Origin of the sequence: Mycolicibacterium brisbanense (assembly GCF_001570425.1) — a bacterium.
Taxonomy (GTDB): domain Bacteria; phylum Actinomycetota; class Actinomycetes; order Mycobacteriales; family Mycobacteriaceae; genus Mycobacterium; species Mycobacterium brisbanense.
In genome coordinates this window covers 177,283-193,187 of sequence record NZ_BCSX01000039.1, presented here as the reverse complement: position 1 = coordinate 193,187, position 15,905 = coordinate 177,283, and the positions used below count along the sequence as shown (strand labels likewise).

Sequence of the window (15,905 nt, the reverse complement as noted above, 5' to 3'; positions counted from 1 at the left end):
GCAGTCAGAGTCGGTGCATTTCCCGTCCCATCGCCGCGTCGGCGATGAAATCGGGGCGGCGCGGCGGGTACCGGGTGACGCGGTCAGGCTTCGAGCCGGCTGGCCTGCGCAGCAAGCGGGCCAGGCGGGCCCGGATGCCGGCATCGGGAGCACGCTCATCCGGACCGGCGGGCTCATCGCGCACCGCACCAGGTTGCTGCTGCGTGCTCGCCTGCAGTTCCAGACCCGAATAGGCCACGGGCACAGTGCCATTGGAATCGTGGAGGCGATCATCGGTCGGAGCGGCTGGGGCTGGTGGCGCCGACTCGTCTTCCAACCGCGGCGAGACCAGAGTGCGGACGTTCATAAAGCGAAAGCTACTACTACTTGTTTCTGAAGTACATACTATTTTGAAGTACTTACTTCAGATGTTAGATTGGGAGCATCATGGCGAAGAGGTCCTACGACGAGTACTGCGGGCTCGCGGTGGCGCTCGACCTGTTGGGCGAACGCTGGACGATGCTGATCCTGCGCGAGCTCATGATGGGACCGAAACGATTCACCGACTTACAGGTCGGGCTCCCCGGCATCGGAACCGGCTTGCTCACCCAGCGGCTCCGCGAACTCGAAGACGCCACAGTCATCGAGAAGGCAGTCCTGCCTCCCCCAGCCGCCTCAACCGTCTATCAACTCACCGCCGACGGCGAGGCACTACGAGCACCTCTGCTTGGGCTGACACGATGGGGCCTGCGCCGCATGGGAACGCCCACCGAGGGCCAGACTGCGAACGTCAACCTGCTCGCGTTCGCGATGGCCGCCCGATTCAATCCACGGAGTTCGCCGGCCGCCGACGGCATCTACGAACTGCGCCTTGGTGATTCGACGTTTCAGTTCACCATCGCCGATGGTGACATCCAGATTCAATCCGGACACGCGCAGCATGCCCTGGCGGTCATCACCACCGACATGGCCACGCTGATCGCAATCAACAACGGAGCCGCAACACTAAACGACGCGTTGAGCGACCAAACGCTGACCGTCGAAGGCGACCCTGCGGCCATCGCGTCCCTTGCTGACGCATTCGAATTGACCCCTGTGGACGTATAGCCCCGATACAGGAGTCGGGTCAGGGCTCACGGCAGGCCCACGACACCAGATCAGATTCCCCGCCTCCACGGAAACCCACCACATGCGACGGCCAGCGCGCCCGGGGTTACGGCGTTTAGACCGGGCACTTACCGCGGCGCCGAAACACGCAGCCACCAGGCGCCCTTATATTTGCTTGCATCTATATAGACGTCCTGCAATACTCGGCACATGGACGTCTTCGAAGCCGTCGCCGAACCCAGCAGGCGCGCCCTGCTCGACGCACTCACCGACGGCGAACGCACTGCCGGTGAACTCGTGGCCACCCTGCCGGGCCTGACCCAGCCGACCGTGTCGCGGCATCTCAAGGTGCTACGTGAGGTCGGGCTGGTCGAGGTCCGGCCCGACGCGCAGCGGCGCATCTACGCGCTCCGCGCCGACGGCTTGGTGCAGATCGACGCGTGGATCGAGCGGTACCGCCGCTACTGGACCAACCATCTCGACGCCCTGGAACGCCACCTCGAATCGACCCACAAGGAGACCAAATGACCGCGCGTGAAGGAAAACTCACCGTCGAGGGTGACCGGGCCGCGCTGAACTTCGAGCGGCACCTGCCCTATCCGGTCGAGACAGTGTGGGCCGCGATCACGGATCCGGCGCAGCGCAACCAATGGATGGGAGAAACGACGATCGACGCCCGCGAGGGCGGCACGATCGAGATGATCCCGCACTCACCACCGATCCCACCGCAGCAGAAGAAGATGACCGGCCGGATCAGGGTGTGGGACCCGCCGAGGGTATTCGAGCACGAGTGGAACCAGGCCGTGCTGTCGGCCCCCGAAGCCGGCGTCGTGCGCTACGAACTGACCCCGGATGGCGACGGCACCCTGCTGCGGTTCAGTCACCGCGGGCTCACCGTCCGCGACGGTCAGGGTTTCCATCCCGGCACCCACGCCTATCTGGACCGGCTGGAAGCTCATCTGGCGGGCAACGAGCTCCCCGACTGGGGACAACGCTATCAAGAAGTGGCAGCAGTGCTAGGGCAGCAATGGGAAGGGGAATAGTCATGTCTCACAACGGTTCCGATATCGCAGCGCCCACAGTGGCGGTGGTGTACCACTCGGGTTTCGGGCATACCGCGACGCTCGCCGCCGCAGTGGCGGCCGGTGCCGTCGACGCCGGTGCCGATGTCAGCGTCGTCGCCGTCGACACCATCACCGAGGCCCAGTGGGACCTCCTCGACGGCATCGACGCGATGATCTTCGGCACCCCCACCTACATGGGCAACGTGTCGGCCGGGTTCCAGGCGTTCGCCGAGAAGACCGGACGGCGCTGTGTCAACGGCACCTGGCGCGACAAGGTTGCGGCCGGCTTCACGAATTCCGGAGGCAAGAGCGGCGACAAGCTGAACACGCTCAGTTCATTGGCGGTCTTCGCAGCCCAGCACCACATGCATTGGGTGAGCCTGGGTTTGGGCCCCGGCTGGAACGCCTCATTCAGTAGCGAGGACGATCTCAATCGGCTCGGCTTCTTCCTGGGCGCCGGTGCGCAGACCAACGTCGACGCCAATCCCGACCAGGTGCACCCGTCCGACGTCGCGACGTGCCGCCATCTCGGGGCGCGCGTCGCCCTGGTGACACGCCAACTGAACATCGGCCGCAGCCTCAGTCCAGCGGCTGCAAGTCCTGCAGGAGCGTCGGCACCAACTCACTGACCGTCGGATGGATGTGCATGGTGCGGGATATGGCGGTGTAGGGCAGCTTCGCGGTCATGATGTCGAGGATGCTGTGGATGACCTCGTCACCGCCGACACCGAGGATGGCCGCACCCAGGATCTCCTCCGTCTCGGCGTCGACCACCACCTTCATGAAGCCCTGCGTCTCACCTTTCTCCACCGCACGGCCCACCCGGGTCATCGGACGCTTGGCCACCAACGCTTTTCGTCCCGACGCCCGCACCTGGTCGACGGTCAGCCCGGCCCGGCCCAGCGGCGGGTCGATATACAGCGCGTAGGTGGGGACGCGATCGCTGACCCGACGCGGATCGTCGTCGAGCAGATTGGCGGCCACGATCTCGTAGTCGTTGTACGAGGTGTGGGTGAACGCGCCCTTGCCGTTGCAGTCCCCCATCGCCCAGATGTGTTCGGCGCTGGTGCATAGCTGGTCGTCCACCTCGATGTAACCGCGCTTATCGGTCCGCACACCGGCGTTCTGAAGGCCGAGATCGTCGGTGTTGGGCACCCGGCCGACCGCGACCAGCAGTTGGGTACCGGCGATCGGCGCGGCCCCGTCAGCCGGAGTCACCTCGAAGCCGTTGTCCTGCTTGGTAAACCGGATGTCGGTGGCGTTGAGCACGATGTCGATGCCCTCGGCCTCGAGGATCTCCTTGATCGTCGCCGAGACATCCTCGTCCTCGCGTGAGGTCAGCCGCGGGCCCCGCTCGACGACGGTGACCCTGGCCCCGAAGCGTCGGTACATCTGTGCGAACTCCAGCGCGATGTAACTGCCACCGATGATGACGAGGTGCTCGGGCACCGAATCCAGTTCGAGGATCCCGACATTGGTCAAATAGTCGATATCGGCCAGCCCCGGGAAATCGGGGGCAACAGCGCGGCCGCCCACGTTGAGGAAGATCCGATCGGCGCTCAGCAGCCGGCCGTCGACGTCCAGGGTGTGCGGATCGACGAATCGGGCGTGGCCCCGGATGAGCGACGCACCGTCCATGCCCTCCAGCCAGGCCTCGACCCCCTGCCGGTCGTCGAGCACGATCCCGTCCTTGCGAGCCTTGACCTTGGTCATGTCGACGGTGACTTCGCCTGTGCCGACCCCATATTCAGCGCCACGGCGAGCGAGGTGCGCGGCATGGGCACTGGCCACCAGAGTCTTGGTGGGGATGCACCCGGTGTTCACACACGTGCCGCCCACCAGTTTGCGTTCGATCACCGCGACGGTGTTGCCTGCGGCAGTGAGTCGCCCGGCGAGCGACGGGCCGGCCTGGCCGGCCCCGACGATGATGGCGTCGAAGCGCTCTGACTCGGCCATGGCTATACGACCGCGGTGAGCGCCGCGACTGCGAAGCCGCCGGCTACCGCAACGACATCCTCAACCAGGGCGATCGGCAGATCGCGCCCGCCGGTGGCCGCGACCAGGCGGCTGCGGGCCTCGTAGCCGCCGAGCGTTCCCAGCACGGCACCGATCATGCCCGCACCGAGGCCGCCGAAGGTGTACCCCCAGGCCGTCCCGATCACCGCGCCGGCGAACGCGCCGGTGGCCAGCCTCGCGATGAACTGCACCGGGGTCTTACGACTGGGCGTCTTGGGTAGCTGATCGGTAATGAGCTCAACGACAGCAAGAATGGTCAGCACGGTGACAGTGATGGGGTGTGCCAACCACTGCACCCAGGTACCGTCCAGATTGATCCAGTGCAACGCCGCCGCCCACGCCACCACGGCGGGCGGGGTCAGCGCCCGCAGCCCGGCCACCACCCCGATGAGCAGCGCCAGCAGCAGGACGAGGAAATGGGTCATGCCCGGACGCTAACACGCACAGCGTCCGGGCACCGGGTGATCAGAAGCGGCAGAACCTGATGTCAGAGGCAAGAATCGCCTTGGCCCCGATGGCCGCGAGCTCGTCCATGATGGAGTTGACGTCGCGGCGCGGGACCAGGGCTCGCACGGCAGCCCACTCCGGATCGGCCAGCGGCGCGATCGTCGGCGATTCCAGACCCGGGGTCACCGCCATGGCATCATCCAAAACCGCACGCGGACAGTCGTAGTCGAGCATCAGGTACTGCTGGCCGAACACCACGCCCTGCACTCGCGCAGTCAGCTGATCTCGTGCGGCCGCGTTCTCTTCCGAGGCACCGTCGCGTTCGATCAGCACCGCCTCCGAATCACACAGTGGCGCACCGAAGGCCACCAGGTCGTGCAGGCCCAGCGTGCGGCCCGAGCCGACCACATCGGCGATGACGTCGGCGACGCCCAGCTGGATCGAGATCTCCACCGCACCGTCGAGCCGGATGACCGTGGCCTCGATCCCTTGTGCCGCCAGATCTTTGCGCACCAGGTTGGGAAACGACGTGGCGATCCGCTTGCCCGCCAAGTCGGCCGTCGTCCACTCCCGACCGGCCGGGGCGGCGTAGCGGAAGGTGGAATTGCCGAAGCCCAGCGACAACCGCTCGCGCACCGGTGCATCCGAATCCGCGGCCAGGTCGCGTCCGGTGATGCCGAGATCGAGCTGACCGGAACCGACGTAGACGGCGATGTCCTTCGGCCGCAGGAAGAAGAACTCGACGTTGTTGCTGGGGTCGACGACCGTCAGATCCTTGGGGTCGCGACGCCGGCGGTATCCGGCCTCGGAGAGGATCTCGGCGGCCGACTCGCTCAGGGCCCCCTTGTTGGGAACAGCAACCCGCAACATGCTCACAGCTTCCGGTAGACGTCGTCGAGGGTCAGGCCGCGGGCGAGCATCAGCACCTGCGTCCAGTACAGCAACTGGCTGACCTCCTCGGCCAGCGCCTCGTCGCTCTCATGCTCGGCGGCCAGCCACACCTCGCCGGCTTCCTCCAAGATCTTCTTGCCGAGCCCGTGCACCCCGGTGTCCAATGCCGCGACGGTGCCACTGCCTGCGGGCCGGGTGCGGGCCTTCTCGCTGAGCTCAGCGAACAGGCCGTCGAAAGTCTTCACGGGCATGGATTGTTTCATGGCCCACTGGCAAGTCCGCGTTGGCCCGGATCGCTGTCGGGCAATAATGGGGCGATGTCGCATGAATTGCGGTGTGATCCGGAAGGTATGCGAGCTTTTGCGGTGGTCTGCGAAGAATTGGCATCGCACGTTCTCATCTGCGACCCGATCACCATGCCGTTAGCACCGCATCAAGCAACCGTTGACGCGGTCGCCGGCCTCCAGTCGGCCACAGCGAGTACCGCCCAAATCTTGGCCGAACGAATCCGCTCCACAGCATCTGCGCTACGCGCTGCCGCGGATCAGTACTCGAAGACCGACCATGAACTCGGTCGCACCCTCGGTGCCGCCACAAACTTCGATGCGCGGTGATGATGTCGGCACAGAATTCAGCGCCAGCGTCTCTACAGACACCGACGCTGTCTCAAATTGCCGGCTGGGACACCGACCATCTGACCAATGCAGCCTCAGCGTGGAGAGCGATGGCGACACGTTGGCGCGACAAGTTCTCCGCGATCAACGACGGAATTGTTAGCCCTGGCGGAACCCCGTGGACCGGGACATCAGCTGATGCGGCATCGATGCGTTCGGACCGCGATCGAACGCACGTATTCGGGTTGGCAGACCGGCTAACTGTCGCAGCTGCAATTGCAGAAACGGGAGCGAACGATCTCTACTCAGCGAAGTCGAAGGCACTCCTGGCAGTCGCCAGTGCGCAGCAGGCCGGTTTCGTCGTAGGCGAGGACCTGTCAGTGCGCGACGGTCTACGCGCGCAGTCAAAACCCCTGATGACGGTGCGCCAACTCCAATCACAGATAATCTGGGCGAATATCCAAGCACATTCTTTGCAGCTCGTGGCGACAGACCAAGCGGTGGCCAACCGGCTCCAAACATTCATCGCCGGATTCGGCAACACTCAATTCCCCCAAAGCCCGACCAAGGAACCGGCGCCACCGAAAGTTCCGATGCCTCCCTATCAGCCGCGAGTGTGGGGAGCGTGCGCGCTAGGCGGTCGCGGCGATCCAAACAAGGTCGTCCGGACCTTCTATCGAGCACCACTGGTGGCCGGCGTGAGTGCCATGCCGAGCGGGGACAGCGTTCTCTACTGCGGAAATGACAAATTCGGCTTCTACCACATCGTCAGCAGACACGGAGACGATTGGAACCGGGTGGCCATGAGCCGGTTCCCGGGAGCCGGGAACTGGCGATACCTTGCCGACTACGCGATCAGCGCTACCCTGGCAGATCCCGAGAAAGTCGACTACAAATCAGGAAATGACACGTTTGTTGTGCAGCGGAACATATACCGAATCACCGAGAGTGGGGCCGTATATGCATTCACATGCCGGGTTGTCGTATCAGGCACCGACGGAAAAATCATCACCGCATATCCGATGACTACACCGATCTGAACTCCATCGACCAGTAGACGGGATCATTCCAGATGAACGGGACACCACAGAAGTACTCCGAACGCCGCGCACTCATCGCACGCAAGCTGGAGCCCTTCTTCGAAGTCAGTTCAATGGTTCCAACTAATGTGTCGGCCCAGTTCGAACCCGACATCTTTGAGAACTCACTGATGTGCAGCTGGGCTGACCCGCAGACACTGACCACCCGGACTTTGTTCGTATACATCAATCGAGTTCAAGATGGTTCGGTCAAAGCTGCGGAGATACGCGAGATGATCGAGGAAGAAACGCTTCCCACCGAACGCGATCAGCCGCCGGAAGCGTACGAAATTCCTGAACCAGTTTCTGGCGAATTCGTGTTTGTGCTCAACTATCTGAGTTCGTTGACTGCGATCGCCGACAATTGTGTGGTCAAGATCTCGCCCTCACCGGTGGCGATACCCCTTGCCGACCTCGCGGACGTTGCGCTCGATATCGCCCGGTCGGTGGGTTGTTCGACGTACATCAACGATCTCCAACCACCCGTCATCGACACAAACAGGGTTTCCGGGACATGGAGCACCGCGGACGGCTTGGTCTACGACCCGCGCACGCCGCCGAACTGAATGCCACGCCGTCGTTCCGCAGCACCACACGGCACCATCTGTCATCGGGGACACGCGCCATCATTTTGTGGGCGGAGTTTTTGTGCACGGTAGGGATCCCAACCTGAGGTGCAATAGAGGGGTGAGCGTTCCGGCCGACCATCCCCTGCCGACATACACCGCGCGGGTGGCAGCGATCAGCACGATCCTGTCCAAGCACCTGCCGCTCGACGGCCTGGTGCGCAACAACCAGTTGGCCAATCCGCTCGCGCCGTACCCGTCCTTGACGGCCGCCTGGGGTCCGGACGCCTCCGCGCCGGCGACGCTGACGCTCTCCCTGCATCCCGTCGACGACTTCGCCGAGGAGGTCGAGCTGTTGCGGTCGACGGCGGGTGACGTCGGCTACGAGGTGCCTTGCCGGGAGCCCGGCACCTACGCACTGGTCCAGAAAGACCCGGCGGCAGTGTGGGCGGTGGCCGTGGGTTGCGAGGTCCGGCTGAGCCACAACGGCATGGATCCGGCCACCCTGGTGGAGCCCGCGTTGGACGTGGCGATCAGCGTGGGGTGGACCGACTTCGTCGACGACACGCGCTAGGAGTTCACCGTGGGATTGTGCTCGTGGTGCGGGATCTCGCTCTGCATGTCCTCGAGATGTTTGCCCTTGGTCTCCTGCACCCACCGCGACACGAACACGAACGACAGCACCGCGCACAACGCGTAGAAGCCGTAGGCGACGCCGAGCATGTTGCTCAGCGTCGGGAACGTCACGGTGATCACCCAGTTCGCCACCCACTGACCGGCGGCGGCCAACCCGAGCGCGGCGGCACGGATGCGGTTCGGGAACATCTCACCGAGCAACACCCACACGACCGGGCCCCACGACATACCAAAGGCCACCACGAACAGATTGGCGGCGACCAGCGCCACCGGCCCGGCCACGTCGCCCAACACGGGCTTGCCGCCCACCTGACTGGCTGTGCCGAAGATGACCGCCATGGTGCCCAGCGTCACCGCCATGCCCGCCGAACCCATCAACAGCAGCGGCTTACGACCGATCCGGTCGATGAGCGCGATGGCGATGAGCGTCGTCACGATGTTGGTGATCGACGTGATGACCGTGATGACGAACGCCTGGCTCTCGCCGAAGCCGACGGCCTCCCACAGCACGTTGGAGTAGTAGAAGATCACGTTGATGCCGACGAACTGCTGGAAGATCGACAGCCCCAGACCGACCCAGACGATGCCGTAGATACCGCCTGCCGGCTTGCGCAGATCCCGCCATGACGGCGGCTTGTCGGCCTTCAGCGAATCCTGGATACGGCTGATGGTGATTTCCAGGTTCTTCTCACCCAGCAGCATGCTGAGCACCGAACGGGCTTCCGGGATCCGGAACTTCGCCACGAGATAGCGCGGCGACTCCGGGATGGTGTACGCCAGCGCGCCGTAGAGAATCGCGGGCAACGCCATGGCCAGGAACATCCAGCGCCACGCGGCCAGCCCGAGCCACAGCACCTCGCGCGATCCGCCGGCCAGATGGGCCAACAGCGCGTCGACGGCCAGCGATATGAAGATGCCGCTGACGATCGCCAACTGTTGCAGCGAACCCAGCCGTCCCCGGATGCGCGGCGGTGAGGTCTCGGCGATGTAGGCCGGTGCGATCACCGACGCCACGCCGACGCCGATACCGCCGATGACGCGGAAGATCACCACCAGCCAGATGTTGGGCGACAAGGCCGTGCCGATGGCACTGATGAAGAACAGCACGGCGGCCAGTTTCATCACCGACAGGCGCCCGATACGGTCGGCCAGCCGGCCCGCCGTCATCGCGCCCACCGCGGCGCCCAGCAGGGCCGAGGCGACCGCAACGCCCAGGGTGTAATCGCCGATGCCGAACTCGTCCCGCAGAGCGGCGACGGCGCCGTTGATCACGGCACTGTCATAGCCGAACAGCAGGCCACCGAGCGCAGCGACCGAGGCGATGCGCACCACCTTGCCACTGTGTTCGGATTCCTCGTAGTCCAAGCCCGACGTGGAATCGCCCACCGGTCCGTGCGTCATGACACGTCCTCTCGCAGCGTCGCGTGATCTGTGCCACATCACAATCGCACAGTCGGCCTGCCGATAGGGGCGAAATCCGTACCGGTGATTGACGCCTCAGGCGCTGCGCTGATCCTGCTCGCTGTCCAGCGCGGCGTGGATGGCCCGAAGATCGGCCACGTCGAGGCGGCTCAGCGATTCGACGTGCTTGCGCCGCGGCCCGTGGGGAACCGCCATGTCGTTGGGTACCACCAGGACGGGGCATCCGGCCGCCTCGGCGGACGCGGTGCCGGTGACCGAATCCTCGATGGCCAGACACCGCCTCGCAGGCACCCCGAGCAGCTCGGCCGCGCGCAGGTACGGGTCCGGGGCCGGCTTGCCGCTTGGCACCTCGTCACCGCATACGGTCACCGAAAAATAGTGCCGGCCAATGCTTTTCAGAGCACGCTCAGCGAGATCGCGCCGGGTGTTGGTCACCAGCGCCATCGGGATGCCCGCTTCGAGCAGCGCGTCGAGCAGCTCCTGGGCGCCTGGGCGCCACGGCAGGCCCTGCTCGAACAGATCGCCCGTGTAATCGTGCAGCCAGTCGGCGGACTCCGCCATCGCGACCGGATCGGGGTCCAGCCCTACGTCGTCGTAGACGATCTGCATCACCGACTCCGACGAGCCACCCAGCGTCGACTCCCTCACCTCGGGAGTGAGCACCGCACCCATCCGCGCATAGAGCGCGTGCATCGAGACGTCCCAGAGCTTTTCGGAGTCGACCAGGGTGCCGTCCATATCCCACAGCACCGCTTTCACCCGGCGATTCTCGCACAACGGGCACCTCGCAGTCACATCGCGCAACCGGCCGGCAAACCCGCTCGCACCACCGGTGTTTCGGTGGTGTCGAGCAGGACCGCACGGAAAACCTTGGGGCCGTTGGTATCCGCACCGTTGCCGGCCGGCCCCAAAGGCAGGGCTCAGTCCTCCGGGTTGTAGCCGAGGTTGGAAGAGAGCCAGCGCTCGGCCTCCTGCAAAGTCCAGCCCTTGCGCTTGGCGTAGTCGGCGACCTGGTCCTGGGCCAGCCGGCCGACCACGAAGTACTGCGACTGCGGGTGCGAGAAGTACCAGCCGCTGACGGCGGCACCGGGCCACATCGCCATCGACTCGGTCAGCTCGATGCCGGTGCGCTTGGTGACGTCCAGCAGCGAGAACAGCGTCGTCTTCTCGGTGTGCTCCGGGCATGCCGGGTACCCGGGAGCGGGCCGGATTCCCACGTACTTCTCGCCGATGAGTTCCTCGTTGTCCAGCTGCTCGTCGGGCTGGTATCCCCAGAACTCCTTGCGGACCCGCTCGTGCATCCGCTCGGCGAAGGCCTCGGCCAGGCGGTCGGCGAGCGACTCCAGAAGAATCGCGCTGTAGTCGTCGAGGGCCGCCTTGAACTCCGTGATCTTGTCCTGGCTGCCGAGCCCGGCGGTGACGGCGAAGGCGCCCACGTAATCCGGCAGACCCGTTTCTTTGGGAGCGACGAAGTCACCCAGCGACCGGTTCGGGATACCGTCGCGGTGCTCGCCCTGCTGGCGCAGGTTGTGCAGCGTGGTGAGCACCTCGGAGCGGGTCTCGTCGGTGTACATCTCGATGTCGTCCCCGACGGCGTTCGCCGGGAAGAACCCGATCACGCCGTTGGCGGTGAGCCACTTCTCCTTGATCAGGGTGTCGAGCATCTCCTGGGCATCGTCGTACAGCTTGCGGGCAGTCTCCCCCGTCGCCGGGTTGTTGAGAATGTCGGGGAATCGGCCCTTCATCTCCCAGGCGTTGAAGAACGGCTGCCAGTCGATGTACTCGCGCAGTTCGGCCAGGTCGTAGTCGTGAAACTCCCGCACGCCGACACCCTGGGCGGGCACCGGCGGTGTGTAGCCGTCCCACTCGATCGGCGTCCGGTTCGCCCTGGCCTTCTCCAGCGTCAGCATCGGCCGCTCGTTCTTCTGGGCATGCCGTTCCCGCAGCGACGCGTAGTCCGCTTCGGTGGCTTCCAGCAGCGCCGGGCGCTGCTTGTCGTCGAGGAGTGCGGCCGCGACCGGCACCGAGCGGGAAGCATCCTTGACCCAGACCACCGGACCGCTGCGACGCGGCGCGATCTTGACGGCCGTGTGCGCCCGCGAGGTGGTCGCGCCACCGATCAGCAGCGGGATCTCCAGCCCCTCGCGTTCCATCTCGACGGCGAAGTTGACCATCTCGTCCAGCGAGGGCGTGATCAGGCCGGAGAGCCCGATGATGTCGGCGTTGTGCTCCTTGGCCGTGTCGAGGATCTTCTGGGCGGGCACCATCACACCGAGGTCGATGACTTCGAAGTTGTTGCACTGCAGGACAACCCCGACGATGTTCTTGCCGATGTCGTGGACGTCGCCCTTGACGGTCGCCATCACGATGGTGCCGTTGGTGTCCTTCGAATCACCGGCACCAGAGTCCGCCTTCTCCGCCTCGATGAACGGCAGCAGGTAGGCGACGGCCTTCTTCATCACCCGCGCGGACTTCACGACCTGCGGCAGGAACATCTTGCCCGAACCGAAGAGGTCGCCGACGACGTTCATGCCGTCCATCAGCGGGCCCTCGATCACCTCGATCGGCCGCCCGCCAGCGGCGGCGATCTCGGCCCGCAACTCCTCGGTGTCGTCGTCGACGTGGGCGTCGATGCCCTTGACCAGGGCGTGGGTGATGCGCTCGCGGACCGGGAGGCTGCGCCACTCGGCCGCCTGCGGGTCCTCGGACTTGTCCTTGCTATTGAACCGCTCGGCGATCTCCAGCAGCCGCTCGGCCGCGTCTTCACGGCGGTTCAGGACGACATCCTCGATGCGGTCCCGCAGCTCGGGGTCGATCGAGTCGTAGGGCACCAGCGCACCGGCGTTGACGATGCCCATGTCCAGGCCGGCCTTGATGGCGTGGAACAGGAACACCGAGTGGATCGCCTCGCGGACCGGGTTGTTGCCCCGGAACGAGAACGACACGTTGGAGATACCACCGGAGATGTGCACCCCCGGCAGGTTGTCCTTGATCCAGGCGCAGGCCTCGATGAAGTCGATGCCGTAGGTCGCGTGCTCCTCGATACCGGTCGCCAGGGCGAAGCAGTTCGGGTCGAAGATGATGTCCTCGGCCGGGAAGCCGACCTCTTCGGTCAGGATCCGGTAGGCCCGCCCGCAGATCTCCTTGCGGCGCTCCAGGTTGTCGGCCTGCCCCTGCTCGTCGAAGGCCATCACGACGACCGCGGCGCCGTACTTGCGGCACAGCCGGGCCTCGCGGACGAACTTCTCCTCGCCCTCCTTCATGGAGATCGAGTTGACGATGGGCTTGCCCTGCACGTTCTTCAGGCCGGCCTCGATCACCTCCCACTTGGAGGAGTCGATCATCACCGGCACGCGGCTGATGTCCGGCTCGGCCGCGATCAGCTTGGTGAAGCGGTCCATCGCGGCGACGCCGTCGATCATGCCCTCGTCCATGTTGATGTCGATGACCTGCGCACCGACCTCGACCTGCTGCAGCGCGACCGATAGCGCGGTGTCGTAGTCCTCGGCCTTGATGAGGTTGCGGAACCTGGCGGAGCCGGTGATGTTGGTGCGCTCACCGATGTTCACGAACAGGGAGTCCTCGGTGATGTTGAGCGGCTCCAGGCCCGCCAGCCGGGTGGCGACCTCGATCTCGGGCACCTCGCGCGGCGGAACACCGTCGACGACGTGCGCGATCTCGGCGATGTGCGCAGGCGTCGTGCCGCAGCAACCACCGACCATGTTGACCAGACCGGCCGCGGCGAAGTCGGCGACATACCCGGCCTGGCGCTTCGGGGACTCGTCGTACTCGCCGAAGGCGTTGGGCAGGCCTGCGTTCGGGTAGCAGGAGACGAAGGTGTCGGCGATGCGCGCCATCTCGGCGATATACGGCCGCATCTCCGGCGCGCCCAGCGCGCAGTTGAGGCCAACCGCGAGCGGCTTGGCGTGCCGGATCGAATTCCAGAATGCTTCGGTGACCTGACCCGACAACGTCCGTCCGGACGCATCGGTGATGGTGCCGGAGATGATCACGGGCCAGCGGCGGCCACGGTCCTCGAAGAGGGTCTCGATGGCGAACACGGCGGCCTTGGCGTTCAGCGTGTCGAAGATCGTCTCGACGATCAGGATGTCGGCGCCGCCGTCGACCAGGCCGTTGGCAGCGTCGAGGTAGGCGGCGACCAGCTGGTCGTAGGAAACGTTGCGGGCGCCCGGATCGTTGACGTCCGGCGAGATCGACGCGGTGCGCGTCGTCGGCCCCAGCGCGCCGGCGACGTAGCGGGGCTTGTCCTCGGTGCTGAATTCGTCGCAGGCTTTGCGGGCCAGGACGGCGCCGGCGTAGTTCAGCTCGTAGCTCAGCTCCTGCATGTCGTAGTCGGAGAGCGAGACCGCGTTCGCGTTGAACGTGTTGGTCTCCAGGATGTCCGCACCCGCCTCGAGGTACTCGCGGTGGATGCCCTCGATGATGTGCGGCTGCGTCAGGTTGAGCAGGTCGTTGTTGCCCTGAACCGGGCTGGGCCAGTCCTTGAACCGCTCGCCGCGGTAGCCGGCCTCGTCGGGGCGGTCGCGCTGGATCGCTGTGCCCATCGCGCCGTCGATGACCATGATCCGTCGGCGCAGAGTTGCCGCCAGTTCGTCGGTGCAGTCCGGCCGGATGTTCGGCTCGAAGGCGTTCGACTCAGTCTTCGACTCAGAGGCGTTCACATACTCTCCTTCCGTAACGGAAGGCGTCCTTGACTCTGCCGAGCGTGGCGGATACGAGCAGAAACCCGGAACCGTTGCAACGCCTCTCGACCAGAAGAGTCTACGTCGTCATCCGACAGACGTGTGGACGCCCAACGCGTCGTTGCGAGCGACCCGACCCTCTTGGCGTCACTCGCTTTTGAGCGGCACCTCAGGGATCTTGTCGGCAATGTCGTCGTCACCGGGCCTAACCAGATTGCAAGCGCACGTATTTCGTGTCGACGGCACCGTTGCCCACCACACACGGCGACACGGTGTCCATCCGATCGGTGTCATAGGCGCGACGGTCACCAGCATTCACATCAACAGGGTAGTTGGTCTATGCAACCTGCTGGTTGACGCGACCGGCTCAGCGGCGCGAGATGACCCACGGCGACAAGGCACTCTTCGCCCCCACCCAGGGCTTACGCTGACAGTGTGACACCGTCGTATCCGAGCGGAGGTAGGCCGTCCGACCTGCCCGAATTGCAGAACGCCATCGTCGTGGCGGCGTTCGAAGGATGGAACGACGCCGGTGACGCGGCCAGCGACGCGCTGGACCACCTCGATGCGATCTGGGAAGCCGAACCGATCGTCGAGATCGACGACGAGGCCTACTACGACTACCAGGTGAACCGACCCGTGATCCGGCAGATCGACGGCGTGACGCGGGAGCTGGTGTGGCCGTCGATGCGCATCTCCCACTGCCGACCACCGGGCAGCGAGCGCGACGTGGTGCTCATGCACGGCGTCGAGCCGAACATGCGGTGGCGCACCTTCTGCGCCGAGCTGCTGGCCATCGCGGACAAGCTCAACGTGCAAACCGTGGTGATCCTCGGCGCGTTGCTGGCCGACACGCCGCACACACGGCCGGTCCCGGTATCGGGTGCTGCCTACTCGTCGGAGTCGGCCAAGTTCTTCGGGCTGGAGGAGACGCGCTACGAGGGGCCGACGGGCATTGCCGGGGTGTTCCAGGACGCGTGCGTACAGGCGGGCATCCCGGCGGTGACGTTCTGGGCGGCGGTGCCGCATTACGTGTCGCAGCCACCGAACCCCAAGGCCACCGTGGCGTTGCTGCGCCGCGTCGAGGACGTACTCGACATCGAGGTGCCGCTGGCCGATCTGCCCGCGGCCGCCGAGGAGTGGGAGCAGGCGGTCACCGAGATGACGGCCGAGGACGACGAGATCGCCGAGTACGTCCAGTCATTGGAAGAGCGCGGCGACGCCGAGGTCGACATGCACGAAGTGCTCGGCAAGATCGACGGTGACGCGTTGGCAGCCGAGTTCGAGCGTTACCTGCGCAGGCGCGGCCGGTAGGCATGCGGCCGAGTGGCCAGTTGCGCCACGCGATCGACGACGTGTCACAACCGGCCGTTCGACGTCG

16 protein-coding genes are annotated in these 15,905 nt (G+C 65.3%); 8 read left to right on the top strand and 8 right to left on the bottom strand.

Annotated elements, in window-relative coordinates; translation table 11 throughout:
- Nucleotides 1-4: 4 nt before the first annotated feature.
- Nucleotides 5-346, bottom strand: coding sequence for a hypothetical protein (locus tag RMCB_RS21840; RefSeq protein ID WP_062830437.1), 342 nt, complete (start codon nt 344-346; stop codon nt 5-7).
- A gap of 80 nt (nt 347-426) precedes the next feature.
- Here RMCB_RS21840 and RMCB_RS21835 point away from each other — a divergent pair, with 80 nt between their 5' ends.
- From RMCB_RS21835 to RMCB_RS21820, 4 genes are all read left to right on the top strand, one after another.
- Entirely contained in the window at nt 427-1,086 is a 660-nt protein-coding gene (locus tag RMCB_RS21835; protein ID WP_062830436.1) for an HxlR-like winged helix-turn-helix transcriptional regulator, read from the top strand.
- A gap of 210 nt (nt 1,087-1,296) precedes the next feature.
- The gene (locus tag RMCB_RS21830) at nt 1,297-1,614 is read left to right on the top strand and encodes an ArsR/SmtB family transcription factor (protein ID WP_062830435.1); all 318 of its coding nucleotides are present in this window, start codon (nt 1,297-1,299) and stop codon (nt 1,612-1,614) included.
- On the top strand, nt 1,611-2,129 hold the full coding sequence (locus RMCB_RS21825; protein WP_029372981.1) for an SRPBCC family protein: 519 nt from the start codon (nt 1,611-1,613) through the stop codon (nt 2,127-2,129). Before RMCB_RS21830 ends, RMCB_RS21825 begins: the two co-directional genes overlap by 4 nt.
- A gap of 2 nt (nt 2,130-2,131) precedes the next feature.
- A complete protein-coding gene (locus RMCB_RS21820) occupies nt 2,132-2,779 on the top strand; it encodes a flavodoxin family protein (protein WP_201028329.1) in 648 nt (215 codons plus the stop codon).
- Here the strand turns inward: RMCB_RS21820 and RMCB_RS21815 are convergent.
- Genes RMCB_RS21815 through RMCB_RS21800 form a run of 4 tightly spaced genes read right to left on the bottom strand, consistent with a single transcriptional unit; the run spans nt 2,730 to nt 5,767 of the window.
- A complete protein-coding gene (locus RMCB_RS21815) occupies nt 2,730-4,106 on the bottom strand; it encodes an FAD-containing oxidoreductase (RefSeq protein WP_062830434.1) in 1,377 nt (458 codons plus the stop codon). The two genes, RMCB_RS21820 and RMCB_RS21815, sit on opposite strands and share 50 nt — an antisense overlap.
- A gap of 2 nt (nt 4,107-4,108) precedes the next feature.
- Nucleotides 4,109-4,591, bottom strand: coding sequence for a DUF4126 family protein (locus tag RMCB_RS21810; protein WP_062830433.1), 483 nt, complete (start codon nt 4,589-4,591; stop codon nt 4,109-4,111).
- 40 nt (nt 4,592-4,631) lie between these two features.
- On the bottom strand, nt 4,632-5,483 hold the full coding sequence (gene hisG, locus RMCB_RS21805; protein WP_062830432.1) for an ATP phosphoribosyltransferase: 852 nt from the start codon (nt 5,481-5,483) through the stop codon (nt 4,632-4,634).
- Between the two features lie 2 nt (nt 5,484-5,485).
- Nucleotides 5,486-5,767 carry a phosphoribosyl-ATP diphosphatase gene (locus RMCB_RS21800; RefSeq protein WP_029372976.1) on the bottom strand — a complete coding sequence of 94 codons (282 nt, stop codon included), beginning with the start codon at nt 5,765-5,767 and terminating at the stop codon, nt 5,486-5,488.
- A 461-nt stretch (nt 5,768-6,228) separates the two neighbouring features.
- Here RMCB_RS21800 and RMCB_RS21790 point away from each other — a divergent pair, with 461 nt between their 5' ends.
- From RMCB_RS21790 to RMCB_RS21780, 3 genes are all read left to right on the top strand, one after another.
- Nucleotides 6,229-7,158: a hypothetical protein gene (locus tag RMCB_RS21790; protein ID WP_131805565.1), complete on the top strand. Its 930-nt coding sequence runs from the start codon at nt 6,229-6,231 to the stop codon at nt 7,156-7,158.
- A 32-nt stretch (nt 7,159-7,190) separates the two neighbouring features.
- Complete coding sequence (locus tag RMCB_RS21785; RefSeq protein ID WP_109784376.1) at nt 7,191-7,763, top strand: DUF7956 family protein; 573 nt, start codon at nt 7,191-7,193, stop codon at nt 7,761-7,763.
- 121 nt (nt 7,764-7,884) lie between these two features.
- Nucleotides 7,885-8,337 carry a hypothetical protein gene (locus RMCB_RS21780; RefSeq protein WP_062830429.1) on the top strand — a complete coding sequence of 151 codons (453 nt, stop codon included), beginning with the start codon at nt 7,885-7,887 and terminating at the stop codon, nt 8,335-8,337.
- Here RMCB_RS21780 and RMCB_RS21775 read toward each other — a convergent pair.
- From RMCB_RS21775 to metH, 3 genes are all read right to left on the bottom strand, one after another.
- The gene (locus RMCB_RS21775) at nt 8,334-9,800 is read right to left on the bottom strand and encodes a sugar porter family MFS transporter (protein WP_072278522.1); all 1,467 of its coding nucleotides are present in this window, start codon (nt 9,798-9,800) and stop codon (nt 8,334-8,336) included. The two genes, RMCB_RS21780 and RMCB_RS21775, sit on opposite strands and share 4 nt — an antisense overlap.
- A 96-nt stretch (nt 9,801-9,896) precedes the next feature.
- A complete protein-coding gene (locus RMCB_RS21770; RefSeq protein ID WP_062830428.1) occupies nt 9,897-10,580 on the bottom strand; it encodes an HAD family hydrolase in 684 nt (227 codons plus the stop codon).
- Nucleotides 10,581-10,741: 161 nt separating this feature from the next.
- The gene (metH, locus tag RMCB_RS21765; protein WP_062830427.1) at nt 10,742-14,503 is read right to left on the bottom strand and encodes a methionine synthase; all 3,762 of its coding nucleotides are present in this window, start codon (nt 14,501-14,503) and stop codon (nt 10,742-10,744) included.
- Between the two features lie 456 nt (nt 14,504-14,959).
- On the opposite strand from metH, the gene RMCB_RS21760 reads away from it, so the two are divergent.
- Entirely contained in the window at nt 14,960-15,838 is an 879-nt protein-coding gene (locus RMCB_RS21760) for a PAC2 family protein (RefSeq protein ID WP_029372971.1), read from the top strand.
- Nucleotides 15,839-15,905: the final 67 nt, after the last annotated feature.